Source organism: Enterobacter cloacae complex sp. 382A5 (assembly GCF_050031095.1).
Lineage (GTDB): Bacteria > Pseudomonadota > Gammaproteobacteria > Enterobacterales > Enterobacteriaceae > Enterobacter > Enterobacter cloacae.
Map to the genome: position 1 here is coordinate 2,948,080 of NZ_JBLGVK010000001.1, position 26,662 is coordinate 2,974,741.

Below are 26,662 nucleotides of genomic sequence, written 5' to 3' on the forward strand. Positions count from 1 at the left end.
CAGCCAGAGGAACTAAATCTGATAATCAATCGCCACTTCTTCCGGCTCCATCACCTGGCGTTTGATTTCGTCAACGGACAGCCCGGCGTTGCAGAGTTCGATAAAGCGCCACACGTAGTTGCGCTGGAGCTGTCCGCGCTTGAGGCCGAGCCATACGGTATTGGCATCGAACAGATGACGTGTATCCAGACGCACGAGGTTTCCGGTATCACCCTCGCCACCAGACTGTTCCGCCACCAGGCCAATGCCCAGCCCCAGCTCAACGTAGGTTTTGATCACATCGGAATCCTGCGCGCTCAGCACCACATCCGGCGTTAACCCTTTGCGGTTGAATGCTTCATCGATGCGCGAACGCCCGGTAATACCCTGGCGATACGTAATCAGCGGCCATTTCGCGATCGCTTCCAGCGTTAGTGGTGAAACCTGATTCAACGGATGATCGAGCGGGAGCAACAGGCTGTGGTACCAGCGGAACCAGGGAAAGGCCACCAGCAGCGGGTCGTTGCTCAGGCGTTCACTGGCGATACCAATATCCGCCCCACCGTTTTGCAGCAGCATTTCAATTTCCTGTGGCGTGCCCTGAATAAGCTCCAGGCGAACGTCAGGGAAAATTTCACGAAACGCTTTTATCACCGGCGGCAGGCTGTAACGTGCCTGAGTATGGGTAGTGGCGATGGTGAGCACGCCGGAGGCGTCATTGGTAAAGAGATCCGCCAGGCGACGGACATTGCTGGCCTCGTTGAGGATCCGCTCAGCGATGGTCAGCAACGCTTTACCTGGCTCCGTCATGCCAAGCAGGCGCTTGCCGCGACGGATAAAAATCTCAATGCCAAGCTCCTCTTCCAGCTCGCGAATATGGCGGCTGACACCCGACTGGGAGGTGTAAAGCATATTGGCGACTTCGGTCAGGTTATAGTCCCGCCTGGCCGCCTCACGGATAATTTTAAGTTGCTGGAAATTCACGATTCACTCCGGCGCATCTGACATAGCTCTATTGTTAGAGTCAGCTGAGCTGCAGAACAAATAATAAAAACCAGCATCTTATGCTTTTCTGGAATATTAACTCACGAGCTGCAGTTCTCGATTCTCCAGCGATGGCTTACTCACCAGCGACATTAAAATTTCTTTCACCGCCTGCGCCTGTGGCGACAGCGAGCCGCGGGCGGACATGTTCAGCGACAGCGGTAAACTCATTGATGGCGTGGTGATGCGCGCCATCCAGCCGTTTGCTGCGCTGCACAGCGAGCGGGCGGCGGATTCCGGCAGCACCGTGACGCCCATTCCACTGGCAATCGCCGCAGTCAGCGTTGAGATGGAGTCAATTTCACCGATGATTTTCGCCGTCAGGCGGCGCAGGGAGAACGCTTCGTCCACGCGTACGCGCACCGCGCTGTAATCACGCGGCAGGAAAAGATTCATTTCTGCAACCGCAGTGAGGTCAACGCTCTGCCCCGGACAGTCGCGGGTGCCCACGAGATACAGATCTTCTTTCAGCAGCGGCTGGCTGGTGATCCCCGCAACCGGAGAGCGATCGTAAAGCACCGCCATATCCAGCTGGCCATTAAGCAGCTTGTCATTCAGGACAGAGCCGCTGTTCTCGTGCAGATAGACCAGCACTTCCGGCAACTCAGCGCGCACCGCCTGCAGCAGTGGCATTGTGATTGAGGACGCAGCGGTCCCCGGTGCCAGCCCGATGGAAACGTGTCCGCTCAGCGTCTGGCCAACATTATTTACCGCCAGCTGCGCCTGTTCGCACTGACGAAGAATGGTGCGCGCGTGGGTATACAGGATCTTGCCTGCTTCCGTTGGGGTCACGCCGCGTTTGGTGCGGATCAACAGCTGCTGATCCATTTCGCCTTCCAGAGTAGCCACCTGCTGGCTCAGCGCAGGCTGCGCGATATGCAGCACTTCCGCCGCTTGAGTCAGGCTGCCGATATCGACGATTTTTACGAAGTATTTCAGTCGTCTTAAGTTCATTTTGCCCCCTGTTCGAAATGCTGTGCCGGTACTGGCTGTTGTTGTTGAACAGGTTTTGCAATATGAATGCCAGTTTTACCAGCAGGTCTGATTTGTTCGCTAAGCGCCTGAAAATAAGGAAACCTAATCATAGGTGTCGGATTTATTACTGAAACAGCGGTTTATGATCTGCCCCATAAGAGGTATATCCGCACCACAACGGTGCATTACGTTGGCAAAATCGCCACTTTGCTGAAATTGTCAGCAAACAGACGCAAAGCGTGGTTTCACCCTTTGACAAGGCGTACGCAGGTCGTTACTATGCGCCCCGTTCACACGATTCCTCTGTAGTTCAGTCGGTAGAACGGCGGACTGTTAATCCGTATGTCACTGGTTCGAGTCCAGTCAGAGGAGCCAAATTTGAAAAGCCTGCTTTTAAAGCAGGCTTTTTGCTTTTGTGCGTTCTGGAAAACTGCCGGGTGGCGGCTTCGCCTTACCCGGCCTACGGGACTGTAGGCCCGGTAAGCGCAGCGCCACCGGGCAAAGCGAGCTTAACCGGCATCCCGGATCGACGTTCCAGCTCAGCGCCCGCCCCCTCGTTTATTAGCTGTGCCCGCAACGCGGGGGTAATCGGCAACGGCACTTTATTGGTTGATTCAAATTCTGCCCGGTTACGCGACAGCGGTTCGTGCACTTCCACCCAGCGGCTGCCGTCCGGCTCCGTCGTCACTTTTACAGGCTGATCGATAAGCTGCACGCGCGTGCCTGGCGACACATTGTCGAAAAGGTATTTGATATCGTTATTACGCAGACGAATGCAGCCCTGACTGACGCGCAGGCCGATGCCGAAATTTGAGTTGGTACCGTGAATGGCATAAAGCCTGCCAATATAGAGCGCATACAACCCCATCGGGTTATCCGGCCCGGCGGGCACGAATGCGGGCAACGTTTTCCCCTCTTTTGCATATTCACGCCGGGTATTTGGCGTGGGCGACCAGGTTGGCCCTTCCTGCTTGCGCTCGACGGCTGTCACCCAGTTGCGTGGCGTTTCGCGCCCGGCCTGGCCAATACCAATGGGAAACACCTCAACGGTATTGCTACCTGGCGGATAATAGTAAAGGCGCATTTCCGCCACGTTCACCACAATGCCTTTGCGAACCGTATCGGGAAGAATGAGCTGCTGAGGTACCACCAGTCGGGTACCGGATTGCGGTAAAAACGGATCAACACCGGGGTTTGCCTCCAGCATGTTGCTCAGCCCCTGCCCGTGCTGCGCGGCAAACGCTTCAAGCGGCAAGGTGTTGTGGTCCGGTACGGTAATAACCTGCGTGCTGCCCACCAGCCGACTCCCGGCGGGCGGTAAAGGATAACTCACCGCCTGGACACTCTGGCTTATGAGCAAGGCAGCCAGACAGCCCAGCACATTTCTACGACGCATATTCCCTTCCTTAGTCGCTTCACTATTTGCTAAGCATAGCGTAGCCGCTTTGCATTACCCATCAGGAAATAAAATCAGTTTCCTCGTGCCGCCCGTCGCGGTAGTCTCATAGATCGCGTCGCTATGACGATGGCTTTGTGAGTAACCTTTTCTTATACCAATAAATAAAAAATCAGTGCAGACAGGACAACTATGGACTCCACCCTCATCTCCACACGTCCCGGCGAGGGGACGCCTTGCCTTAACCGTGCCCGCCGCGCCGCCTTTGGCAGCTTCGCGGGGGCCGTCGTGGACTGGTATGATTTTTTGCTCTACGGCATCACCGCCGCTCTGGTCTTTAATCGCGAATTCTTTCCGCAAATTAGCCCCGCCATGGGCACGCTCGCCGCGTTTGCCACCTTTGGCGTCGGCTTCCTGTTCCGCCCGCTGGGCGGGGTGATCTTCGGCCACTTTGGCGACCGCCTTGGCCGCAAACGCATGCTGATGCTCACCGTCTGGATGATGGGGATCGCCACTGCGCTCATCGGTATTTTGCCGTCGTTTGCCACGATTGGCTGGTGGGCTCCGGTACTGCTGGTCACCCTGCGCGCCATTCAGGGCTTTGCCGTGGGCGGCGAATGGGGCGGCGCGGCGCTGTTATCGGTCGAAAGCGCACCGAAAAATAAAAAGGCGTTCTACAGCAGCGGCGTGCAGGTTGGGTACGGCGTGGGTCTGTTGCTCTCCACCGGGCTGGTGTCGCTTATCAGTCACTTCACGACCGATGAGCAGTTTCTGAGTTGGGGCTGGCGCATTCCCTTCATCTTCAGCATCGTGCTGGTTATCGCCGCGCTGTGGATCCGTAACGGAATGGAAGAGTCCGCCGAGTTTGAACAGCAGCGGGAAAAACCCGTTGCCAGAAAACGGCTACCGGTGATGGAGGCGCTCATTCGTCATCCTGGCGCTTTTCTGAAAATTATCGCCCTGCGCCTGTGCGAGCTGCTGACGATGTATATCGTCACCGCGTTTGCCCTGAACTATTCCACGCAGAACCTCGGCCTCCCCCGTGAGCTGTTCCTGAATATCGGTCTGCTGGTGGGCGGGATCAGCTGTCTGACAATCCCCTGCTTCGCCTGGCTTGCGGACCGGTTTGGCCGTCGTCGCGTCTATATTACCGGTGCGCTGATTGGCTCCCTCAGCGCCTGGCCGTTCTTTATGGCGCTGGAGGCACAGTCGGTCTTCTGGATAGTCTGCTTTGCCATTATGCTCGCCAACATTGCCCATGACATGGTGGTCTGCGTGCAGCAACCGATGTTTACCGAACTGTTCGGCGCAAGCTACCGCTACAGCGGGGCGGGCGTGGGGTACCAGGTGGCGAGCGTCGTCGGCGGCGGATTTACGCCGTTTATTGCCGCCGCGCTGGTGACGTTCTCCGGCGGAAACTGGCACAGCGTGGCAGGCTACCTGCTGGCAGGCTGCCTGCTGTCGGCCGCCACGGCGCTGGTGATGAAAGAGACACACCATCCCTGATCTCCCTTTTGTTTCACAGGCGTGTGACATACTATCGGGTATAGCAGCACACCTGTGGAACAAGGAGACAGACATGAATAATAAGGGCTCCAGCCTGACCCCGGCTCAGGCACTGGAAAAACTCGACGCGCTGTACGAACAGTCCGTCAATGCGCTGCGCAGCGCCATCAGTGAGTACATCGAAACAGGGAAACTTCCCGACGAAAAGGCCAGAACCCAGGGCCTTTTTGTTTATCCATCGCTCTCTGTCACCTGGGACGGCAGCGCCAGTACCACGCCAAAGACCCGTGCCTACGCGCGTTTTACCCACTCCGGCTGCTACAGCACCACCGTGACCCGCCCAGCGTTGTTCCGTCCTTATCTTGAGGAGCAACTCACTCTGCTCTATCAGGATTACGGCGCACACATTGCCGTTGAGCCATCACAGCATGAAATTCCGTATCCGTACGTGATTGACGGTTCGGCGTTAACGCTCGATCGCTCCATGAGCGCAGGGCTGACGCGCCATTTCCCGACGACCGAGCTGTCGCAGATTGGCGATGAGACCGCCGACGGCATTTATCACCCGGCAGAGTTTTCCCCCTTGTCGCATTTTGACGCCCGCCGGGTGGATTTCTCCCTGGCGCGCCTGCGTCACTACACCGGGACGCCAGCCGAGCATTTCCAGCCGTTCGTGCTGTTTACCAACTACACCCGCTATGTCGACGAATTTGTCCGCTGGGGCTGTAGCCAGATCCTTGACCCGGAGAGCCCTTATATCGCCCTCTCCTGCGCCGGCGGGATCTGGATCACCGCTGAAACCGAAGCGCCTGAGCAGGCTATCTCCGATCTGGCGTGGAAGAAGCACCAGATGCCAGCCTGGCACCTGATCACCGCCGACGGCCAGGGCATTACGCTTATCAACATCGGTGTGGGTCCGTCAAACGCCAAGACCATCTGCGACCATCTGGCGGTGCTGCGCCCGGACGTCTGGCTGATGATTGGTCATTGCGGTGGGTTGCGTGAAAGCCAGCTGATTGGCGACTACGTGCTGGCCCACGCCTACCTGCGTGATGACCACGTGCTTGACGCCGTGCTCCCGCCGGACATCCCGATCCCAAGCATTGCCGAAGTGCAGCGCGCGCTGTATGACGCCACCAAAGAGGTGAGCGGCATGCCGGGTGAAGAGGTCAAACAGCGTCTGCGTACCGGCACGGTAGTCACGACAGATGACCGTAACTGGGAGCTGCGTTACTCCGCCTCTGCCCTGCGCTTCAACCTGAGCCGCGCGGTGGCGATTGATATGGAAAGCGCCACCATTGCCGCTCAGGGTTATCGCTTCCGTGTGCCTTACGGCACGCTGCTGTGCGTTTCCGATAAACCGCTGCACGGTGAAATCAAGCTTCCGGGACAGGCAAACCGGTTCTACGAAGGGGCTATCTCCGAACACCTGCAAATCGGCATTCGCGCCATTGATTTGCTGCGGGCAGAAGGTGACCGGCTGCACTCACGCAAGCTGCGTACCTTTAACGAACCGCCATTCCGCTGATATCAATAAGGAAAAATAATGCACACCCCATCACCGTTATCGGCCCTGCGTCAGTGGTTACAGGAAAATAAGCTCGACGGGATGATCGTCCCACGCGCGGATGCCTGGCAGAGCGAATACTGCGCGCCGTATGATGAAAAACTGGCCTGGCTGACCGGCTTTGATGGCTCGGCGGGGCTGGCTCTGGTGCTAAAAGACAAAGCCCTGCTTTTTGTCGATGGCCGCTATCAGGTTCAGGCCCGCGTGCAGGTCAATATGGATGAAGTAGAGATCCATCATCTGCACAACGAGCCGCTGGCACAATGGCTGACGGCCAACGTTGAAGCTGGCACCCGTATTGGTTTTGAAGCACTGCTGATGACCAATGCCGATTATGAGACGCTATCTGCGACACCGTGTGAAATGGTGCCGCTTAACCAGTCACCGTTTGATACGTTATGGACCGATCGTCCTGCCGCTCCGGCGGGGCTTATCCGCGAGATGCCCGTTGAAATCAGTGGTGAAAGCAGCGCCGATAAACGTCAGCGCGTCGCCGCCGTGCTGGCCGCGAACAATGCCGATTATCTGGCCGTGACCCTGCCGGATAACATCGCCTGGCTGCTTAACGTGCGCGGTTCAGATATTCCCACCAGCCCGGTTCCGCTCTCTTTTGCCCTGCTCAGTCGGGACGGTAGCGTTGAGTGGTTCGTTAACGACAATAAGCTAAGCAACCTGCCTGATAGCGTGCGAAACGCTTTTACCATTGCGCCGCAGGATGCCTTTATTGAACGCTGCCAGCGCCTTTCTCACGGTAAACGGGTGATGGTAGATGCCGATTCAGCGCCGGTGGCTCTGCGTTTTGCCATTGAGCCACACGGTGACATTCTCTGGCGCACCGACCCCATCACGCTGATGAAGGCCAATAAAAATCCGGTAGAACTGGCGGGTTACCGGGAGTGTCATCATCAGGACGGTGCCGCGTGGGTCAATTTCCTGGCCTGGCTGAGCCGTGAAGTGCCCGCACGTGCGGCGGCAGGTCAGCCGCTGACCGAGCTGGAGGCCCAGGCACAGCAACTCGCGTTTCGCGAGCAGCAGCCTGGCTTTATTGAGCAGAGTTTTGCGACCATTTCGGCCTCGTCCAGCAATGCGGCGATGTGCCACTACCACTCAAGCGAAGCCAGCAACAAACCCATCGGCCATGACCACTTTTATCTGAATGATTCTGGTGGTCAGTACCATAATGGTACCACTGACGCCACGCGTACCCTGGCGTGGGGCAAGGTCAGCCCACAGCAGCGATTACACTATACCGCCGTGCTGAAAGGCTTTCTGTCGCTGATTACCCTGCAGTTCCCGTCCGGCACCCAGGGGCATCAGTTGGATGCCTTCGCGCGTCGGCCGCTGTGGGAGATGGGGCTGGATTTCGATCACGGAACGGGCCATGGCGTGGGTCATCAGTTGCTTATCCATGAGAACCCGCATCGCATCGCTAAAAAGGTCAACCCATGGCCGCTGGTGGCGGGCAATATTATGACTATCGAGCCGGGATACTATCTGGCGGATAGCCATGGGATCCGCATTGAAAACCAAGTGGAGATTGTGGAGAGCTCTCCAGGATTCTGCAAATTTGCTTCGCTGACGCTGATCCCAATCGACCTCAGCCAGGTCGAACTCAATCTGTTAAACGAGCAGGAAAAGCAGTGGCTGGATGAGTATCACCAGCAGGTGCGCGAAGCGCTGTCCCCGCTGGTGGAGAGCGACGCGCGTCCGTGGCTGGTGGAGGCGACGGCACCGATTCGTGTTAACCGGTAGTGCGGTTTATTGCCCGGTGGCGCTGCGCTTACCGGGCCTACAGTCTCGTAGGCCGGGTAAGGCGAAGCCGCCACCCGGCAGTTTTCCAGAACGCACAAAAGCAAAAAGCCTGCTTCAAAAGCAGGCTTTTCAAATTTGGCTCCTCTGACTGGACTCGAACCAGTGACATACGGATTAACAGTCCGCCGTTCTACCGACTGAACTACAGAGGAATCGTGTGAACGGGGCGCATATTATCGATGCTACCCGGTGTTGTCAAAGGCAGAATGCAGATTTCCGATCGTTTGCCGATTTATTCAACATTTCGCACATTTGTCAGGCATTGTGCCGCGGATATTTCCAGAGCCAGCGCCCACTTACCATACGCCAGTAGAACAATGCCCCACGCACGGCCCAGTCAAGGAACATCCCCAGCCAGACCCCGACGACCCCCATACCGAGCATGACACCCAGCGTATAACCCGCTACCACGCGGCAACCCCACATGCCGAGCATAGAGACCCACATCGCAAAGCGGGCATCGCGTGCCCCTTTTAACCCGGCAGGCAGTACCCAGGACGCCGCCCAGATCGGCATAAATGCCGCGTTGAGCCAAATTAAGATCTTAACGACCTCTTTAACATCATCTTCGTGGGTATAGAACGAGGCCATCAGCCCGGCAAAGGGCGCGCTCCCCCACGCAATTATCGTCAGACCAATGGTCGACAGCCAGAAGACATGGCGCAGTTGGCGCTCCGCCTGCCCTATCTGCCCTTTGCCGAGCCGTTTACCGGTGATGATGGTGGAGGCCGACCCGAGGGCGTTACCCGGCAGGTTAATCAGCGAGGCGATGGAGAAGGCAATAAAGTTACCGGCAATCACATCTGTCCCCATACCGGCAACAAACATCTGGGTAAGCAGTTTACCGCCGTTGAACAGTACCGACTCGATACTGGCAGGAATACCAATCCCCATCACTTCCCAGATAATGGCGAAGTTAAAGGGTCGGAAGTAGCTTTTTAACGTGAGGCGCAGCGATGGCGTGATCCCCGCCATCAACACCCCGAGGATGGCTGCCGCACCAATGTAGCGGGAGATAGTCAGCCCCAGGCCTGCGCCAACAAACCCCATCCCCTCCCAGGAGAAAACACCGTAGATCAGAACGCTACTGATCATGATATTCAGGATGTTCATTCCGCCGTTGATCAGCAGCGGAATTTTTGTATTGCCCGCCCCGCGCAGCGCGCCGCTACCGATCAGCGCGATTGCTGCGGCAGGATAGCTTAAGACCGTCATTTCCAGATAGGTCAGCGCCAGATCCTTAACTTCATTCGTCGCTTCACCCGCGACAAAGTCGATAATCTCTTTGCCGAAATAGTGGATCACCGCCGCCAGGATGATCGAAAAAAGGGTCATGATCATCAGCGACTGCCGGGCGGCTTCGCGTGCACGCTTCGGATCCAGCTTGCCCAGGCTAAAGGCCACCACCACCGTGGTCCCAAGATCGATAGCGGCAAAGAAAGACATCACCACCATGTTAAAACTGTCCGCCAGCCCGACCCCGGCCATCGCCTCTTTACCCAGCCAGCTCACCAGGAAGGTGCTCAACACCCCCATCAGCAGAACGCAGGTATTCTCCAGAAAAATAGGTACGGCAAGCGGGGTGATTTCACGCCAGAACAGAACACGATAGCTTTTACGTTTTGCATACCATGGCGTGCGCATAATCGCCTGGCGGAGAGTGGCAGTAACGTTCAAAATGGACCTTAGCGAGAAAAGTTGAAACTCCATTTCAAATGATGGGGGAGAAAAGCTCATCCTGCAAAGTATTTTCCATAAAAAGATGTCTGGATTTGCAACAAACTGATGACAGAATCGGCAATCGATCGCTAATCACTAAGATCAGGTTTGACAAAAGTTTTTTCGCCGCTAAGATAAGCCTCCACAACGATTCCTCTGTAGTTCAGTCGGTAGAACGGCGGACTGTTAATCCGTATGTCACTGGTTCGAGTCCAGTCAGAGGAGCCACATTCTGAAAAGCCCGCTTTTAAAGCGGGCTTTTTGCTTTTCTGGTGAGGAAAAATGGACTCTTTGTTTGTCTACGGTACGTTACGCCCGGGCCATTCAAATGCACATATTCTCGAAAGCATCGGCGGTGAATGGCAGGCCGGTTTTGTCACCGGGACATTTTATGCGCGTGGCTGGGGCGCTGCGGCAGATTTTCCGGGTATCGTGCTGCACGCCGATGGCCCGCGCGTTGAGGGTTATCTGTTTATCTCCAGTAACCTTGAGGCACACTGGCCGATGCTGGACGAATTTGAAGACGGCTACGATCGGGTCGAGGTCATGGTGACCACCGCCGAAGGTGACCAGGTTAAGGCCTGGATCTATCAGCTTCAGCCGCGCTCTGCGTAATAAAAAAGGCTCTCTGTCACCAGAGAGCCTTTTTTTGCAATCAGCAGCGATTATTCGCTTTTGGCTTCAGCGTTTTTGATTTCGCCCATCACTTTCAGCTTTTTGGAGATGTCACGACGCTCTTTAGACAGCTCAGCGTTTTTGATGATGTAGTCATCAACGCGGTCTTCGTAGTCGCTCTTCATGCTGGCGATGATGCCCTGAATGGCTTCAACGCTCATACCTGGCTTAATGTAGTCGCTCAGGTTATCCAGCAGCAGAACACGTTTCTGGTTGTCACGGATCTTCTTCTCAACGTCCTGGATTTCACGCTGCAGTTTGTTTTTGCGGCGGAACAGGCGGACGAATTCCAGAACATCCTGGAACGAAGGCTTGGTAGTTTCCATTTTTACACCCCTGATAATGTGAGATTCGGATTCGTTAAAGCAACCGTTGTACCAATAACCTTACTGACAGCGGCTGCGAATGACAATGAGTATATCGTTTAAAACTATCATAACCCCAATTGATGCTGAATCGAAGCAGCAGCCGTCACATATGGCGATAGCTGCTCTTTATTTGCGCAGTGCGCGGCAAATGAGATGCGACAGCAACTCAAGCTGACGCGCCAGTTCCATGCTCAGCCAGACGTAACCATGGATTGGGGTTTCCGCTACGTTATCGCCCTGTCGCTCGTTGATCAGCTGTTTCAGTTCGGCAACGATCTCATTCAGACGCTCGCTGTTTGCGAGGATGGGCTGCGGGTTACCTTCATAAAGGGCATGAGCGATGGTCAGAAGGGTTTGCTGCGTCATCTGCTGCGTCTCCTTCAGCGTCTGCGCGTTCAGCATTAACAGATGGCTGGGGCGCGAGGCCCAGTGCGCGTTGATTTGCAATTCAAGCATGCAGACCAGATTACGGCTCACGGTCTGGATAGCTTCGAAAATCGATTTCTGAATATGGGTCTCTTTACTGGCAGGGGTAATCAGACCGCGCATTTTGACCACGTCATTAAGGATCTGCTGAAGGTGCTTCTCCAGCCGGGGACGTTCGACAAGATTAGGTGAAAAACCGGCCTGGTAGACGCGGTTAAAAGCGGTGACGTAATTTGCCATCTGAATGCGCCAGTGCAGGAAAGCGCGCTGCGGCCAGATACCAGTGAAAAGCATCGCCAGCAGTGAACCAAGGATAACATCCCCGCTTCGCCACAGTGCCGTGGTCATATCACCCGCTGGCGCGCCGACCACCACCGCGAGGGTGATACCAATCAGCAGTGCCTGATAGGGCTTTTTACCCAGCGCCAGCCAGCCGCAGAGGAACATGGCGACACCACACCAGGCCAGCATCACCGGAAATGAAATAAGCTCCAGCTTCAGGGCAATCAACCCAAGGGCTGAACCAAAAACCGTACCGCCAATGCGCTCGAAGGCACGCGGGACAACGTTCCCCCAGAACGAGATAGGCCCCATGACAACCACCAGCGTGATCAGCGGCCACGTACCTTCAGGAACATCCAGCAAACGGACCAGCACAAACGTCAGAACGAATGCCAGCGTGATACGGCACCCATGAACCACGCGGTAGTGTTTATACAACCGAATTTCAAAAGACGTTAATGATTTGTCGGGACGCACACCCGCTCTCCAGCTACACGGCAAATCACAATTGTACTGTGTTTTCAGCCGGGCGGATCACACCCGGCTGAAAAACCCTGCATTTAACAGGACTACCCCGCTTTATGCTCTACAGCGATAAACATTTCGATGTCCCAGTACCCGTCGGCGTTGCCATCATTGAGATAGCGCTCGAAGCACGGTTTCAGAGCCATCTGGAATGTGTTGTCCTGCAAAAGGGAGTTAAAGAACTGGTACCACGGCGTGGCGAAGTCGTAGTTTTCAACACGTGCTTTCGCAACAGCGTAATCTCCGGCCGCAATTTCCGTCATCATCACCCCTTCGCTGTTTTCCGGGATAACGAAATCATCCGGTACCGTAACGGCCGTATCGCAGCGCAATTTTTCTGCCGGAACTTCGTCCGGGTTATCGTAATAAACCGCAACCCACTCCAGCGGCTGAATGTGTCGGCCATCGACCCACATGACCAGCTGTTCAAAGCCCTGTTTTACCGTGTGTTCCCATGGCCCGACCAGGTGAAAACCGGCAATCTTACGTTTCTTTTCCTGCCTGATGCTGTAGTCCATACTGCCTCCGTTTATCACTGTATATTTATACACTATAAAGCAGAATTTCTATAATCGGCAATCAAGGAGTGTTTATTATGTGAGCAGACTCGCAACCCTGCCAGTCTGCCCAGAAAGGTTAGATTTTGTGGTGCAGATAATCACTCAGACGGGAGAAAAGGCCACCTTTATCAACACGCTCCAGCGTCACCAGCGGCCAGTGAGCGACCACTTTATCGCGGTCGTATAACTGGATCTCACCTACCCGCTGATGGGCGGCTATCGGCGCTTCCAGCTCTTTTGTATCCAGCACGTATTTTGCCTTGATGTTCGGTACTTCTGCTTTCGGTAATGCCAGCCAGAAATCCTGGTCGGTGCCCAGGTTCACCTGTTCTTTATCGCCGTACCAGATCCGCTCGGTACCCACTTTTTTACCGTTATGCAGGATCTGCACGGTATCGAAATTCTGTTGTCCCCAGTGCAGCAGTTTACGGGCCTGATCCTCACGCCCTTTCGGACTGTCTGCCCCCATCACTACAGCGATCAAGCGACGCTGGCCGTCAACGGCGGAAGCAATCAGGTTAAATCCGGCCCCTGACGTGTGCCCCGTTTTCAGACCATCCACGTTCATGGTCTTATCCCAGAGAAGACCGTTACGGTTTTGCTGCGTGATCCCGTTCCAGGTCAGGCTCTTTTCACTGTACATATGATAAAACTCAGGCTCGCCGTGGATGATGGCCCTGGACAGCACGGCCAGATCATACGCAGAGCTGTGCTGGCCTGGGGCATCCAGACCATGAACGGTTTCGAAGTGCGTATCACGCAGATTCAGCTTTTGCACATAGTCATTCATCATCTTCACGAACTGCGGCTGACCACCAGCCACGTGATCCGCCAACGCCACACAGGCGTCGTTACCGGAATCAACAATCAGACCGCGGCTGAGGTCGCGCACAGAAACGCGGTCCCCCTCTTTCAGAAACATCAGTGACGAACCGTCAAAGACAGGGTTACCTTTTGCCCACGCGTCGCGCCCGACGGTGACAATGTCATCCGGGGAAATGCGGTGGCTATCAATAGCGCGGTCAACAACGTAGCCGGTCATCAGCTTGGTGAGACTCGCCGGGTTGCGTTGTTGATGTTCGTTGCCCGCCGTTAAGATTTGACCCGTAGTGTAATCCATCAGTACCCAGGAGCCGGCCTGAATGGCCGGAGGCTGCGGCGAAAAATCCAGCGGATCGGCCGCAAAAGCAGATGAGACACTCGAAGCGAGTAAAGAAACAGCAATAAACAGACGGCGTTTCAACGGTATATCCTCAGGTCATTAAAAATCGATGACCTTTTTACGGGAGTTCTGGTGTCGTTACCTGGCTTAATTGCAAAAAAATGTGACAGGAAGCATGTTTTTCCCGGAACCACGCTCGCAAATTTGCGGTATGACGGCGCTTTTTATTCGGTCTGTCCCTCACGATCGTTTACCATAGTGACGTCACTTTTTAACAGGATGGTATTACTGGTGTCTGACTCTGCCGCACGCCCGACTTTTTTATTCCACGACTACGAAACCTTTGGCACCCACCCGGCGCTGGACCGACCGGCGCAGTTTGCCGCCATCCGTACTGACGACGAATTCAATATTATTGGTGAGCCAGAGGTCTTTTACTGCAAACCTGCCGATGACTACCTGCCGCAGCCCGGCGCGGTCATGGTCACGGGGATAACGCCCCAGGAAGCGCGGGAAAAAGGCGTTAACGAGGCAGAGTTCGCCCGCCGTATCCACGATCTGTTCACCGTTCCCCATACCTGCGTGGTCGGGTATAACAATATCCGTTTCGATGATGAAGTGACGCGCAACATCTTCTACCGCAACTTCTACGATCCCTACGCCTGGAGCTGGCAGAACCGCAATTCGCGCTGGGATTTGCTGGATATCATGCGCGCCTGTTATGCGCTGCGCCCGGAGGGGATTAACTGGCCAGAGAACGAAGACGGATTGCCAAGCTTCCGGCTGGAGCACCTGACGCGCGCCAACGGCATTGAGCACAGTAATGCCCACGACGCGATGGCCGACGTCTACGCCACCATTGCCATGGCGAAGCTCGTTAAAACCGCACAACCACGCCTGTTTGAGTATCTGTTGAGTCATCGCAGTAAGCAGAAACTGATGACGCTGATTGATGTGCCGCAGATGAAACCGCTGGTGCATATCTCCGGCATGTTTGGTGCCTGGCGCGGCAACACCAGCTGGGTGGCACCACTGGCCTGGCACCCGGATAACCGTAACGCGGTCATCATGGCGGATTTAGCCGGGGATATCTCCCCGCTGCTGGAGCTCGACAGCGATACCTTGCGTGAGCGCCTCTATACCCCGAAAGATGCGCTGGGAGACCTGCCCGCGGTGCCGGTCAAACTGGTACATATCAATAAATGTCCGGTACTGGCGCAGGCCAATACGCTGCGCCCGGAAGATGCTGACAGGCTCGGAATCAACCGCCAGCACTGCCTGGATAACCTTAAAATACTGCGTGAAAATCCGCAGGTGCGCGAGAAAGTCGTCGCCATATTTGCCGAAGCCGAGCCATTCGTGCCGTCCGAAAACGTGGATGCGCAGCTGTATAACGGCTTCTTCAGCGATGCCGACCGTGCTGCGATGAACATCGTCCTGCAAACTGAACCGCGTAACCTGCCCGCGCTGGATATCACCTTTGCTGATAAACGCATTGAGAAGCTGATGTTTAACTACCGCGCGCGTAACTATCCCGGCACGCTGGATGAAGCTGAGCTGGAACGCTGGCTGCAGCATCGTCGTAATGTGTTTACGCCTGAATATCTGCACGGCTATGCGCAGGAGCTGGAGATGCTTTACGGCCAATATGAAGGGAAAGAAGAGAAGCAGGCGCTGCTGAAAGCCCTGTTCAGGTACGTACAAGAGATAGTCTGAAATTCAGCGATAAAAAAACCGGAGGCGATGGTCTCCGGTTTTTTTTGCCCGATGGTGCTGCACTTACGCGGGCCTACGGGTTTTGTCGGTCGGGTAAGCGTAGCCGCCACCCGACACGGTATTACGCAACGTCTTCGTACTGAGGAACCGGGTTACGGAAGCTCTTCGTCACGCAGGCCAGGTAAACCAGACCAATACCACCCCAGATCAGCCCCAGAATCATAGAGCTCTCTTCCAGGTTAATCCACAATGCACCGACCGTCAGCGCACCGCACATTGGCAGAACCAGGTAATTGAAGTGGTCTTTCAGCGTTTTGTTGCGCTTCTCACGGATCCAGAACTGCGAGATCACGGAGAGGTTAACAAAGGTAAAGGCCACCAGCGCACCAAAGTTAATCAGTGCCGTTGCCGTCACCAGGTCAAATTTAATGGCCATCAGGGCGATTGCGCCAACCAACAGCACGTTCCACGCCGGAGTACGCCATTTCGGATGAACGTAGCCGAAGAAACGGGTTGGGAACACACCGTCACGACCCATTACATACATCAGGCGAGAAACCCCAGCATGCGCAGCCATACCAGAAGCCAGAACGGTAACGCTGGAGAAGATCAGTACGCCCCACTGGAAGGTTTTCCCTGCTACATACAGCATGATTTCAGGCTGTGAAGCATCTGGCTCTTTGAAACGAGAGATATCCGGGAAGTAGAGCTGCAGGAAGTAGGAGGCACCAATGAAGATCATGCCACCAATCAACGCAGTCAGGAAAATGGCTCGTGGGATCACGCGTTCTGCATCTTTGGTCTCTTCAGACAGAGAAGAGATACCGTCGAAGCCCAGGAACGAGAAGCACAGAATAGTCGCACCGGTGATCATCGGCACCACATGTGCCCCTTCAGACCAGAACGGACGAGAGCTGACCAGCGTGCCCGCGCCTTCACCGTGAGAAACACCGTAAATGATCAAACCCACAATAACCGCAACAATACCCATTTGCAGAATAACAATCAGGGTGTTGAAGTTCGCCACGGTCTTAATGCTGCGCAGGTTAGAGATGGTCATAAAGGCCACTAACGCAACAACAAAGAGCCACGACGGTACGGAAGGTACCAGCGCTTCGAAGTAAATTTTTGCCAGCAGAATGTTGATCATCGGCATGAACAGATAGTCCAGCAGGGATGACCAGCCCACCATAAAGCCAACCGCCGGGCTAATGGATTTCTGGGCATAGGTGTAGGCAGAGCCTGCAGACGGGAAACGGCGAACCAGTTTACCGTAGCTCAGCGCTGTAAAGAGAATAGCGACCAGTGCAAAGGCATACGCCGTTGCCACGTGACCGTCAGTAAGGCCTGATACGATACCGAATGTATCGAACAGCGTCATTGGTTGCATATAGGCAAGGCCCATCATAACAACCGGAATCAACGTAAGTGTTTTACGTAATTCCACGCGAGAGGTGTTTGGAGTTGCGTTATGCGACATAGTTATTCTCCTTTACGGTGATAACCGCCACGTAAGCGAAAAATTGCCCCATTTCTTTCTTCCTCAGCGACAACAACTGTCGGATTTTAGTAAATATCTATCCGGTACGAAGCCCGGCCTCTTGGTTTTTAGTTTCGTTTCATACATGCAAAAAAAAATAACCGACGCCTTTTATATCGTCGATTATTCCTTTGGTTGCTGCGGCGCATTTTGCCCCACATCAGATACAAAACGCAATACTTTACAAAGGCATTGTAAATATTCCTGCGCTAACTGGCTGATTTGTGGACGCTGCTCTGCGTATAGACAGCGGCGATAGCACTATTTGCTAAAATTTCGTCCCGCCACCAGGCGCTGGCTAACCCCGCCGTTTGTTCATTCCAGCCAACCCAGACCGATTCATTACTGCTTTGAGCCAGAACCTGTTTTTCAATCAGCGCGCCGCTATCAAGAAATCGCTGCGCCAGATAGCGAGGTAAATAGCCGCAACCCAGCCCACTGATTTGCAATTCCAGCTTGGTTTTAAAATCAAAAACAGTAATGGCCTCCTGCTCATCAAGCAGCTGCGACGATACGGCACATTCCGGCCGTGAGCTGTCGCCCACCACAATGGCACGGTAACCTTTAATAACGCGCCGGTTAATGGGCTCGGGCTCCCGGGCCAGCGGATGATGCGGAGCAACCGCAAAAACTTGCTCAAGTATCCCGAGGCGGGCAAACCCAAAATCGCTCAGTTGAGGAGGTTCATGTAATGCGCCGACGATGATATCCGCCCTCCCCTGAACCAAGGCCTCCCAGGAGCCGCCCAGTACACCATTAATGAAAATCAGCCGGGTCACGCTGTGGCGCTGATAAAACGCTTCAATTAGCGGCGTCAGCAGGGAAAACGGAAAAGTATCGTCAACGCCAATCACCAGTTCATTTTCCCAGCCCTGATGAAGTTTGATGGCCTGTTTTTCCAGTTCGCGGACGGTGTGCAGCACTTCACGCCCTTTTTCCAGAAGCATTTGTCCGGTGCGGGTAAAGCGGGCCCGGTGGCCAGAGCGATCGAGGATCTGGATATTCAGATCGCTTTCCAGTTTATGAACCGTGTAGCTCAGCGCTGAAGGGGTTTTGTAGAGCTTCGCTGAGGCAGCCGCAAAGCTGCCTTCTTTTTCCAGTGCATCCAGAATAATGAGAACATCCAGCAGCGGTTTCATGTTCGCCCCCTTCCGGTGTGCGAGGGATTCCGCCGGAGGACTTATGCCATGGGCATCACCAGCGGATCGGGATACTGATACTCAAAACCCAGCTCATGACAAATGCGGTTGCCATCAACAATTTTGCCTTTGCTTTCGTCCCTTGTCTCACCAAAAACGGGTGGCGCCAGACCCAACTGACGCGCCATCAGCGGGTAAAATGTGCTTCGCGCAGGATGAGAGGGTGCACATATATTATAGATGTGCCCGCCCTTTGGAGCCTGTAAGAGGAGCTCAATTGCCCCGACAACATCGTCTAAATGCACAAGATTCACAACGTGTTGCCCATCGGGGGCGGACTTGCCGGCAAAAAAGCGTCCCGGGTGTCGCCCAGGGCCAACCAGCCCCGCCAGACGCAGGATATCTACCTGCGTTCCCGGCAGGTTGTGCAGCCAGTCTTCCAGCTCTTTCAACACTTTTCCGCTCGCGGTAACAGGGCGGCGCTCGGTAGTCTCCTTCACCACACCTTCAACATCACCGTAGACCGAGGTTGAGCTGGTAAAAATAATACGCGGCACATCGTGTGCCAGTGCGCTGTCGACAATCTCCTGCATCGCCTGCAGATAGAACGATTCGCCCGGGCCGCTGCGACGCGCGGGAAGCGTAATGACCAGCGCATCCACATTCATCAGCGTGTCCAGATCGTCAGTATCACATACCAGCTCTGGTTCAAGACGCAGCTCGACGCCATCAATACCGCACATGCGCGCCGCCTCCACGCCATCCGCCGTGGTTTTGCTCCCGGTCACATGCCAGCCTTTCGCGGCTAATGACATCGCCAGCGGCATTCCCAGCCATCCTAAACCGACAATCGCGACCTTTTTCATGTGAATTCTCCTGACTCTCACTCGTCTCTCATAAGGCTACGCCAGCGCAGCAGAACACACAATTCATAGCATCAATATGAAATGAATTAATGATCAAAAAAAGCCCTTGCAATGTGTCATACAACTGGTTTAGGTTAAAAGACATCAAATGAATAAGCATTCATCGAGAATTTATATGACACGCGTTCAATTTAAACACCACCATCATCACCATCATCCTGACTAGTCTTTCAGGCGATGTGTGCTGGAAGACGTTTGGATCTTCCAGTGGTGCATGAACGCATGAAAAAGCCCCCGGAAGATCTTCTTCCGGGGGCTTTTTTTTGGACCAAATTCAGACAGATTAAAACAGGTTAACGAGGAACACAGAATGTTAGATAACTCACGTTTACGCATAGCTATTCAAAAATCAGGCCGTTTAAGTGATGATTCACGCGAACTGCTGGCCCGCTGCGGGATTAAAATCAACCTGCACACCCAGCGCCTGATTGCCCTGGCTGAAAACATGCCCATCGACATTCTGCGCGTGCGTGATGACGATATCCCGGGCCTGGTGATGGACGGTGTCGTTGACCTTGGCATCATCGGTGAAAACGTACTGGAAGAAGAGCTTCTGACCCGTCGCGCTCAGGGTGAAGATCCGCGTTACTTCACCCTGCGTCGCCTGGACTTCGGCGGCTGCCGCCTGTCGCTGGCAACACCGGTTGATGAAGCCTGGGATGGCCCGGCCGCGCTGAACGGCAAACGCATCGCTACCTCCTACCCTCACCTGTTAAAACGCTATCTGGATCAGAAAGGCGTACAGTTTAAATCCTGTCTGCTGAACGGCTCTGTTGAAGTCGCGCCGCGTGCGGGCCTGGCGGATGCCATTTGCGACCTCGTCTCGACCGGTGCCACCCTGGAAGCGAACGGCCTGCGCGAAGTAGAAGTGATCTACCGCTCCAAAGCGTGCCTGATCCAGCGTGACGGCGAAATGGCTGACGCCAAGCAGCAGCTGATCGACAAACTGCTGACCCGTATCCAGGGCGTGATTCAGGCCCGTGAATCCAAATACATCATGATGCATGCACCTACCGAACGTCTGGACGAAGTGATCGCCCTGCTGCCAGGTGCTGAGCGCCCTACCATTCTGCCACTGGCGGGCGATCAGCAGCGTGTGGCGATGCACATGGTCAGTAGCGAAACGCTGTTCTGGGAAACCATGGAAAAACTGAAGGCACTGGGCGCAAGCTCCATTCTGGTGCTGCCAATTGAGAAGATGATGGAGTAATTGCCATGAGCTTTAACACGATCATCACCTGGAATGAGTGTACTGACGAACAGCAGCGCGAGCTGTTGATGCGCCCAGCCATCAGCGCCTCCGAAAGCATCACCCGTACCGTGACGGAGATCCTGAATAACGTCAAAACCCGTGGCGATGACGCGCTGCGGGAATACAGCGCGAAGTTTGATAAAACGGAAGTCGGTGCGTTAAAGGTAACCGGGCAGGAGATCGCCGAGGCGGAAAGCCGTCTTGGGGACGAGATCAAACAGGCGATGGCCGTCGCGGTGAAAAACATCGAGACCTTCCACGTCGCGCAGAAACTGCAGACCGTTGATGTGGAAACGCTGCCGGGTGTGCGTTGCCAGCAGGTGACCCGTCCGGTCGCCTCGGTGGGCCTCTACATCCCTGGCGGCTCCGCCCCGCTGTTCTCAACCGTATTAATGTTGGCCACCCCGGCGCGTATTGCAGGTTGCCAGAAAGTGGTGCTCTGCTCCCCACCACCGATTGCCGATGAAATTCTCTATGCTGCAAAACTCTGCGGCGTGCAGGAAGTGTTTAAAGTCGGCGGCGCACAGGCGATTTCTGCCCTCGCGTTTGGCACAGAATCTATCCCGAAGGTCGACAAAATATTTGGCCCGGGTAACGCCTTTGTCACCGAAGCCAAGCGCCAGGTCAGCCAGCGTCTTGATGGCGCGGCCATTGATATGCCGGCGGGTCCGTCGGAAGTGCTGGTGATTGCCGACAGCGGCGCCACGCCGGATTTTGTGGCGTCTGACCTGTTATCCCAGGCGGAACACGGCCCGGATTCGCAGGTGATTTTACTGACGCCAGATGCCGATATGGCCAAACGCGTGGGTGAAGCCGTAGAGCGTCAGCTTGCCGACTTACCCCGCGCCGATACGGCACGCCAGGCGTTATCCGCCAGCCGCCTGATTGTGGCGCGCGACCTTGACCAGTGTATCGCTATCTCCAACCAGTACGGCCCGGAGCACCTGATTATTCAGACCCGCAACGCGCGCGACCTGGTCGACAGCATCACCAGTGCAGGTTCGGTTTTCCTCGGCGACTGGTCCCCGGAGTCCGCGGGCGATTACGCCTCCGGCACCAACCACGTTCTGCCGACGTATGGTTACACCTCGACCTGTTCCAGCCTGGGTCTGGCCGATTTCCAGAAACGCATGACCGTGCAGGAACTCTCCCGTGAAGGGTTTGCCTCGCTGGCGTCCACCATTGAGACGCTGGCCGCCGCCGAGCGCCTTACCGCCCACAAAAACGCCGTTACGCTGCGCGTTGCAGCCCTGAAGGAGCAAGCATGAACATTGAAGAATTAGCGCGGGAAAATGTCCGTCGACTGACGCCTTATCAGTCTGCTCGTCGCCTGGGCGGCAACGGTGATGTCTGGCTGAACGCCAACGAATTCCCGACAGCGGTACAGTTTGAGCTGTCGCAGCAGACGCTGAACCGTTATCCGGAGTGCCAGCCAAAAGCAGTGATTGAAAACTATGCGCAATATGCGGGCGTGAAGCCGGAGCAGGTGCTGGTCAGCCGCGGGGCGGATGAAGGCATTGAGCTGTTGATCCGCGCGTTCTGCGAGCCGGGTAAAGATGCGGTGATGTATTGCCAGCCTACCTACGGCATGTACAGCGTCAGCGCGGAAACCTTTGGCGTGGCGTGCCGTAACGTGCTCTCCCTGGAGAACTGGCAGCTGGACCTGCAGGGAATTGCCGACAATCTGGACGGCGTGAAGGTGATCTTTGTCTGTAGCCCCAACAACCCAACCGGGCAGATTATCAACCCTCAGGATATCCGTACCCTGCTTGAGATGACCCGCGGCAAAGCACTGGTGGTCGCCGACGAAGCCTATATTGAGTTCTGCCCTCAGGCCACGCTGGCCGGCTGGCTGGAAGAGTACCCACACCTGGTGGTGCTGCGTACGCTGTCGAAAGCCTTTGCGCTTGCAGGTCTGCGCTGCGGGTTTATGCTGGCCAATAAAGCGGTGATCGACCTGCTGCTGAAAGTGATCGCCCCGTATCCGCTTTCTACTCCCGTGGCTGACATTGCCGCTCAGGCCCTGACCCCGCAAGGGATCAATGCGATGCGTGAGCGTGTGGCGCAAATCCTGGAAGAGCGACAGTACCTGGTGACCGCCCTGAAAGCGATCCCTTGCGTAGAGCAGGTGTTCGACTCTGAAACCAACTACCTCCTGGTTCGCTTTACCGCCTCCAGTGCCGTATTTAAATCTTTATGGGATCAGGGCATTATCTTACGTGATCAAAATAAACAACCTTCTCTGAGCGGCTGCCTGCGTATTACCGTAGGTACCCGTGCAGAGAGCCAGCGCCTGATTGACGCTCTGAAAGCGGAGAAAGTATGAGCCAGAAGATCCTCTTTATCGACCGAGACGGCACCCTGATTTCGGAGCCACCAACCGATTTTCAGGTCGATCGTTTCGACAAACTGGCTTTTGAACCAGACGTGATCCCGGTGCTGCTGAAACTGCAGAAAGCCGGATATAAGCTGGTGATGATCACCAACCAGGACGGTCTGGGTACCGACAGCTTCCCGCAGGCCGACTTTGACGGCCCGCATAACCTGATGATGCAGGTACTCACCTCTCAGGGGGTGGTATTTGATGAGGTGCTGATTTGCCCACACCTGCCTGCCGATGCGTGCGACTGCCGCAAGCCGAAGGTGAAACTGGTAGAACGCTATCTGCTGGAAGATGTCCTGGATAAAGCCAACAGCTATGTCATTGGCGATCGCGCCACCGACATTACGCTTGCCGAAAATATGGGCATCGCCGGGCTGCGCTACAACCGCGACGATCTCAACTGGGCGAAGATTGGTGAGCAGCTCACCAAACGTGACCGCTACTCGCACGTAGAACGCAACACCAAAGAGACACAGATTGACGTGAAGGTGTGGCTGGATCGCGAAGGCGGCAGCAAGATCCACACCGGGGTGGGTTTCTTCGACCACATGCTGGATCAGATTGCCACCCACGGCGGCTTCCGCATGGAGATTACGGTTAAAGGCGATCTCTACATTGACGATCACCACACCGTTGAAGACACCGGTCTGGCGCTGGGCGAAGCGCTGAAGCTGGCCCTGGGCGACAAACGTGGCATCAACCGTTTTGGGTTTGTTCTGCCAATGGATGAGTGCCTGGCGCGCTGTGCGATGGATATCTCCGGTCGTCCTCACCTGGAATATAAAGCCGATTTCACCTACCAGCGCGTGGGCGATCTCAGCACCGAAATGGTGGAGCACTTCTTCCGTTCATTGTCCTACACCATGGGCCTGACGCTACACCTGAAGACCAAAGGCAAGAACGACCACCACCGAGTGGAGAGCCTGTTCAAGGCCTTTGGCCGTACCCTGCGCCAGGCAATTCGTGTGGAAGGTGACGCCCTGCCCTCATCAAAAGGAGTGCTGTAATGAATGTGGTGATTCTGGATACCGGATGCGCCAACCTGAACTCCGTGAAATCGGCCATTGCCCGCCACGGCTACGAGCCGGTGGTGAGCCGTGACCCGGACGTCGTGCTGCGCGCAGACAAACTCTTCCTGCCTGGTGTAGGCACCGCGCAGGCGGCGATGGATCAGATCCACGAGCGTGAACTGGTCGATCTCATCAAAGCCTGTACCCAGCCAGTGCTCGGGATTTGCCTGGGTATGCAACTGCTCGGCCGTCGTAGTGAAGAGAGCAACGGCGTCGAACTGCTGGGTATTATTGAAGAAGACGTGCCAAAAATGGCCGATCACGGTTTACCACTGCCACATATGGGCTGGAACCGCGTTTATGCGAAAGCGGGTGACAGACTGTTTCGCGGCATTGAGGATGGCGCTTACTTCTACTTCGTGCACAGCTACGCCATGCCGGTGAATCCTTACACCATCGCCCAGTGCAATTATGGCGAGGCGTTTACCGCGGCAGTGCAGAAAGATAACTTCTTCGGCGTGCAGTTTCACCCGGAACGTTCGGGTGCCGCAGGCGCTCAGCTGCTGAAAAACTTCCTGGAGATGTGATGATTATTCCCGCTTTAGACTTAATTGACGGCACGGTTGTTCGTCTTCATCAGGGTGATTACGGCCAGCAGCGCGACTACGGTAACGATCCGCTGCCCCGCCTGCAGGATTATGCCGCTCAGGGTGCGCAGGTGTTGCACCTGGTGGATTTAACGGGCGCGAAAGAGCCGGCAAAACGCCAGATCCCACTGTTAAAAAAACTGGTGGCGGGCGTGGATGTCCCCGTACAGGTTGGTGGCGGTGTGCGCACGGAAGATGACGTTGCGGCACTGCTGGACGCGGGCGTGGCGCGCGTGGTGGTTGGCTCGACGGCGGTCAAAGACCCCGACACGGTGAAAGGCTGGTTCCGCCGCTTTGGTGCCGACGCGCTGGTGCTGGCCCTGGATGTCCGTATCGATGAACAGGGTAACAAGCAGGTAGCGGTAAGCGGCTGGCAGGAGAATTCTGGCGTTACCCTGGAGGAGCTGGTGGATATTTATCTGCCCGTTGGCCTGAAGCACGTGCTGTGCACCGATATCTCTCGCGACGGTACGCTGGCAGGCTCTAACGTTTCTTTATATCAAGAAGTTTGCGCCCGCTATCCGCAGGTGGCGTTTCAGTCCTCTGGTGGCATAGGTGATATTAACGACATCGCCGCGCTGCGCGGGACCGGTGTGAAGGGTGTGATTGTGGGCCGGGCCCTGCTTGAAGGAAAATTTACTGTGACGGAGGCGATTCAATGCTGGCAAAACGGATAATCCCTTGCCTGGACGTACGTGACGGCCAGGTCGTAAAAGGCGTGCAGTTCCGCAACCACGAGATCATCGGCGACATCGTCCCACTGGCAAAACGCTATGCCGATGAAGGTGCAGACGAACTGGTATTTTATGATATCACCGCCTCCAGCGATGGCCGCGTGGTGGACAAAAGCTGGGTCGCGCGCGTCGCAGAAGTCATTGATATTCCGTTCTGCGTGGCGGGCGGGATTAAGTCTGCAGAAGATGCGGCGAAAATCCTCTCCTTTGGTGCCGACAAAATTTCAATCAACTCCCCTGCGCTGGCCGACCCGGAGTTGATTACCCGTCTGGCCGATCGCTTTGGCGTGCAGTGTATTGTTGTCGGGATCGACACCTGGTATGACGCGGCCACCGGCAAGTATCACGTCAACCAGTATACCGGCGACGAAAGCCGTACCCGCGTGACCCAATGGGAGACGCTGGACTGGGTTCAGGAAGTGCAGAAACGTGGCGCAGGCGAAATCGTGTTGAACATGATGAACCAGGACGGCGTGCGTAACGGTTACGATCTGGAACAGCTGAAAAAAGTGCGTGCGGTTTGTCACGTACCGCTGATCGCTTCCGGCGGCGCGGGCACTATGGAACACTTCCTGGAAGCCTTCCGCGATGCGAACGTTGACGGCGCGCTGGCGGCTTCCGTGTTCCACAAACAGATTATCAATATTGGTGAGTTAAAAACGTACCTGGCCGACCAGGGCGTGGAGATCAGGGTATGTTAACAGAGCAACAACAGGCGCAGCTGGACTGGGAAAAAACTGACGGATTACTGCCCGTGGTTGTCCAGCATGCCGTTTCCGGTGAAGTGCTGATGCTGGGATACATGAACCAGGAGGCGCTGGCGAAAACGGTCGACAGCGGCAAAGTGACCTTCTTCTCGCGCACGAAACAGCGCCTGTGGACCAAAGGGGAAACCTCTGGCCACTTCCTGAATGTGGTTAGCATTACGCCGGATTGCGACAACGATACTCTGCTGGTTCTGGCTAACCCCATCGGTCCGACCTGCCATAAAGGTACCAGCAGCTGCTTCGGAGAGGCAAGCCACCGGTGGCTGTTCCTGTATCAACTGGAACAATTACTGGCTGAGCGTAAAACGGCAGATCCTTCCAGCTCGTATACGGCGAAGCTGTATGCAAGCGGCACCAAGCGTATTGCGCAGAAAGTGGGTGAAGAAGGCGTTGAGACCGCGCTGGCCGCGACGGTGCATGACCGCGAAGAGCTGACCAACGAAGCGTCTGATTTGATGTATCACCTGCTGGTGCTGCTGCAGGATCAAGAGCTGGATTTGACGGCTGTGATTGAGAATCTTCGTAAGCGGCATAAATAAAAAAACCGGGGAA

General features: G+C 55.5%; 26 protein-coding genes, 3 tRNA genes and 1 other annotated feature. Of the genes, 16 read left to right on the forward strand and 13 right to left on the reverse strand.

Annotated features, from left to right (window positions below):
* Positions 1-12: 12 nt before the first annotated feature.
* Positions 13-963, reverse strand: a complete 951-nt coding sequence (cbl, locus tag ACQG2G_RS13945) for an HTH-type transcriptional regulator Cbl (RefSeq protein WP_013097829.1) — start codon at positions 961-963, stop codon at positions 13-15.
* A gap of 96 nt (positions 964-1,059) precedes the next feature.
* Complete coding sequence (gene nac, locus ACQG2G_RS13950; RefSeq protein ID WP_010432103.1) at positions 1,060-1,977, reverse strand: nitrogen assimilation transcriptional regulator NAC; 918 nt, start codon at positions 1,975-1,977, stop codon at positions 1,060-1,062.
* A gap of 320 nt (positions 1,978-2,297) precedes the next feature.
* Here nac and ACQG2G_RS13955 point away from each other — a divergent pair.
* Positions 2,298-2,373, forward strand: a tRNA-Asn gene (locus ACQG2G_RS13955).
* An 85-nt stretch (positions 2,374-2,458) separates the two neighbouring features.
* Here the strand turns inward: ACQG2G_RS13955 and ldtA are convergent.
* Positions 2,459-3,394 (reverse strand): L,D-transpeptidase, encoded by a 936-nt coding sequence (gene ldtA, locus ACQG2G_RS13960; protein ID WP_029881837.1) that lies wholly within the window; start codon positions 3,392-3,394, stop codon positions 2,459-2,461.
* 192 nt (positions 3,395-3,586) lie between these two features.
* On the opposite strand from ldtA, the gene shiA reads away from it, so the two are divergent.
* The 3 genes from shiA to ACQG2G_RS13975 all read left to right on the forward strand — a co-directional run bounded on the left by shiA (position 3,587) and on the right by ACQG2G_RS13975 (position 8,219).
* On the forward strand, positions 3,587-4,900 hold the full coding sequence (gene shiA, locus ACQG2G_RS13965) for a shikimate transporter (RefSeq protein WP_248766566.1): 1,314 nt from the start codon (positions 3,587-3,589) through the stop codon (positions 4,898-4,900).
* 73 nt (positions 4,901-4,973) lie between these two features.
* Positions 4,974-6,428 (forward strand): AMP nucleosidase, encoded by a 1,455-nt coding sequence (locus ACQG2G_RS13970; protein WP_013097832.1) that lies wholly within the window; start codon positions 4,974-4,976, stop codon positions 6,426-6,428.
* Positions 6,429-6,446: 18 nt separating this feature from the next.
* On the forward strand, positions 6,447-8,219 hold the full coding sequence (locus tag ACQG2G_RS13975) for an aminopeptidase P family protein (RefSeq protein WP_013097833.1): 1,773 nt from the start codon (positions 6,447-6,449) through the stop codon (positions 8,217-8,219).
* A gap of 136 nt (positions 8,220-8,355) precedes the next feature.
* Here ACQG2G_RS13975 and ACQG2G_RS13980 read toward each other — a convergent pair.
* A tRNA-Asn gene (locus ACQG2G_RS13980) sits at positions 8,356-8,431 on the reverse strand.
* A gap of 103 nt (positions 8,432-8,534) precedes the next feature.
* Complete coding sequence (gene emmdR / locus ACQG2G_RS13985; protein WP_120727113.1) at positions 8,535-9,989, reverse strand: multidrug efflux MATE transporter EmmdR; 1,455 nt, start codon at positions 9,987-9,989, stop codon at positions 8,535-8,537.
* 161 nt (positions 9,990-10,150) lie between these two features.
* On the opposite strand from emmdR, the gene ACQG2G_RS13990 reads away from it, so the two are divergent.
* Positions 10,151-10,226, forward strand: a tRNA-Asn gene (locus ACQG2G_RS13990).
* A 54-nt stretch (positions 10,227-10,280) separates the two neighbouring features.
* Entirely contained in the window at positions 10,281-10,613 is a 333-nt protein-coding gene (locus ACQG2G_RS13995) for a gamma-glutamylcyclotransferase family protein (protein ID WP_029881834.1), read from the forward strand.
* A gap of 50 nt (positions 10,614-10,663) precedes the next feature.
* Here the strand turns inward: ACQG2G_RS13995 and ACQG2G_RS14000 are convergent, their stop codons facing one another.
* The 4 genes from ACQG2G_RS14000 to dacD all read right to left on the reverse strand — a co-directional run bounded on the left by ACQG2G_RS14000 (position 10,664) and on the right by dacD (position 14,077).
* Entirely contained in the window at positions 10,664-10,999 is a 336-nt protein-coding gene (locus ACQG2G_RS14000) for a DUF496 family protein (RefSeq protein WP_010432067.1), read from the reverse strand.
* A gap of 168 nt (positions 11,000-11,167) precedes the next feature.
* Entirely contained in the window at positions 11,168-12,226 is a 1,059-nt protein-coding gene (locus tag ACQG2G_RS14005) for an FUSC family protein (RefSeq protein ID WP_248766567.1), read from the reverse strand.
* A gap of 92 nt (positions 12,227-12,318) precedes the next feature.
* The gene (gene sbmC, locus ACQG2G_RS14010; RefSeq protein WP_029881832.1) at positions 12,319-12,792 is read right to left on the reverse strand and encodes a DNA gyrase inhibitor SbmC; all 474 of its coding nucleotides are present in this window, start codon (positions 12,790-12,792) and stop codon (positions 12,319-12,321) included.
* Positions 12,793-12,910: 118 nt separating this feature from the next.
* Positions 12,911-14,077, reverse strand: a complete 1,167-nt coding sequence (gene dacD / locus ACQG2G_RS14015) for a serine-type D-Ala-D-Ala carboxypeptidase DacD (RefSeq protein ID WP_029881831.1) — start codon at positions 14,075-14,077, stop codon at positions 12,911-12,913.
* 198 nt (positions 14,078-14,275) lie between these two features.
* Between dacD and sbcB the strand changes: the two genes are divergently transcribed.
* A complete protein-coding gene (gene sbcB / locus ACQG2G_RS14020) occupies positions 14,276-15,712 on the forward strand; it encodes an exodeoxyribonuclease I (protein WP_426769442.1) in 1,437 nt (478 codons plus the stop codon).
* A 121-nt stretch (positions 15,713-15,833) separates the two neighbouring features.
* Here sbcB and ACQG2G_RS14025 read toward each other — a convergent pair whose 3' ends face one another.
* The 4 genes from ACQG2G_RS14025 to ACQG2G_RS14040 all read right to left on the reverse strand — a co-directional run bounded on the left by ACQG2G_RS14025 (position 15,834) and on the right by ACQG2G_RS14040 (position 19,257).
* Positions 15,834-17,192: an APC family permease gene (locus ACQG2G_RS14025; protein WP_013097840.1), complete on the reverse strand. Its 1,359-nt coding sequence runs from the start codon at positions 17,190-17,192 to the stop codon at positions 15,834-15,836.
* Positions 17,182-17,244, reverse strand: coding sequence for a membrane protein YoeI (yoeI, locus tag ACQG2G_RS14030; RefSeq protein WP_099458931.1), 63 nt, complete (start codon positions 17,242-17,244; stop codon positions 17,182-17,184). Before yoeI ends, ACQG2G_RS14025 begins: the two co-directional genes overlap by 11 nt.
* A 217-nt stretch (positions 17,245-17,461) precedes the next feature.
* Positions 17,462-18,391, reverse strand: coding sequence for a LysR substrate-binding domain-containing protein (locus tag ACQG2G_RS14035; RefSeq protein WP_013097841.1), 930 nt, complete (start codon positions 18,389-18,391; stop codon positions 17,462-17,464).
* Positions 18,392-18,432: 41 nt separating this feature from the next.
* Complete coding sequence (locus ACQG2G_RS14040) at positions 18,433-19,257, reverse strand: SDR family oxidoreductase (RefSeq protein ID WP_047024633.1); 825 nt, start codon at positions 19,255-19,257, stop codon at positions 18,433-18,435.
* A 175-nt stretch (positions 19,258-19,432) separates the two neighbouring features.
* Here ACQG2G_RS14040 and hisL point away from each other — a divergent pair, with 175 nt between their 5' ends.
* From hisL to hisIE, 9 genes are all read left to right on the forward strand, one after another.
* Positions 19,433-19,483, forward strand: a complete 51-nt coding sequence (gene hisL, locus ACQG2G_RS14045) for a his operon leader peptide (RefSeq protein WP_001364200.1) — start codon at positions 19,433-19,435, stop codon at positions 19,481-19,483.
* Positions 19,459-19,582, forward strand: a sequence feature (His leader region). (Overlaps the previous gene by 25 nt.)
* 45 nt (positions 19,583-19,627) lie before the next feature.
* Positions 19,628-20,527 carry an ATP phosphoribosyltransferase gene (gene hisG / locus ACQG2G_RS14050; RefSeq protein WP_000886595.1) on the forward strand — a complete coding sequence of 300 codons (900 nt, stop codon included), beginning with the start codon at positions 19,628-19,630 and terminating at the stop codon, positions 20,525-20,527.
* Between the two features lie 5 nt (positions 20,528-20,532).
* The gene (gene hisD / locus ACQG2G_RS14055; protein WP_000009605.1) at positions 20,533-21,837 is read left to right on the forward strand and encodes a histidinol dehydrogenase; all 1,305 of its coding nucleotides are present in this window, start codon (positions 20,533-20,535) and stop codon (positions 21,835-21,837) included.
* Entirely contained in the window at positions 21,834-22,895 is a 1,062-nt protein-coding gene (gene hisC, locus ACQG2G_RS14060) for a histidinol-phosphate transaminase (RefSeq protein WP_348595890.1), read from the forward strand. Before hisD ends, hisC begins: the two co-directional genes overlap by 4 nt.
* Positions 22,892-23,959, forward strand: a complete 1,068-nt coding sequence (gene hisB, locus ACQG2G_RS14065; RefSeq protein WP_040022544.1) for a bifunctional histidinol-phosphatase/imidazoleglycerol-phosphate dehydratase HisB — start codon at positions 22,892-22,894, stop codon at positions 23,957-23,959. The genes hisC and hisB overlap by 4 nt, the downstream gene beginning before the upstream one ends.
* Positions 23,959-24,549, forward strand: coding sequence for an imidazole glycerol phosphate synthase subunit HisH (gene hisH, locus ACQG2G_RS14070; RefSeq protein ID WP_001103580.1), 591 nt, complete (start codon positions 23,959-23,961; stop codon positions 24,547-24,549). The genes hisB and hisH overlap by 1 nt, the downstream gene beginning before the upstream one ends.
* Positions 24,549-25,286, forward strand: coding sequence for a 1-(5-phosphoribosyl)-5-[(5-phosphoribosylamino)methylideneamino]imidazole-4-carboxamide isomerase (hisA, locus tag ACQG2G_RS14075; protein ID WP_040022541.1), 738 nt, complete (start codon positions 24,549-24,551; stop codon positions 25,284-25,286). The genes hisH and hisA overlap by 1 nt, the downstream gene beginning before the upstream one ends.
* Positions 25,268-26,044, forward strand: coding sequence for an imidazole glycerol phosphate synthase subunit HisF (gene hisF, locus ACQG2G_RS14080; protein WP_013097847.1), 777 nt, complete (start codon positions 25,268-25,270; stop codon positions 26,042-26,044). Before hisA ends, hisF begins: the two co-directional genes overlap by 19 nt.
* Positions 26,038-26,649, forward strand: a complete 612-nt coding sequence (gene hisIE, locus ACQG2G_RS14085) for a bifunctional phosphoribosyl-AMP cyclohydrolase/phosphoribosyl-ATP diphosphatase HisIE (protein ID WP_369118592.1) — start codon at positions 26,038-26,040, stop codon at positions 26,647-26,649. Before hisF ends, hisIE begins: the two co-directional genes overlap by 7 nt.
* Positions 26,650-26,662: the final 13 nt, after the last annotated feature.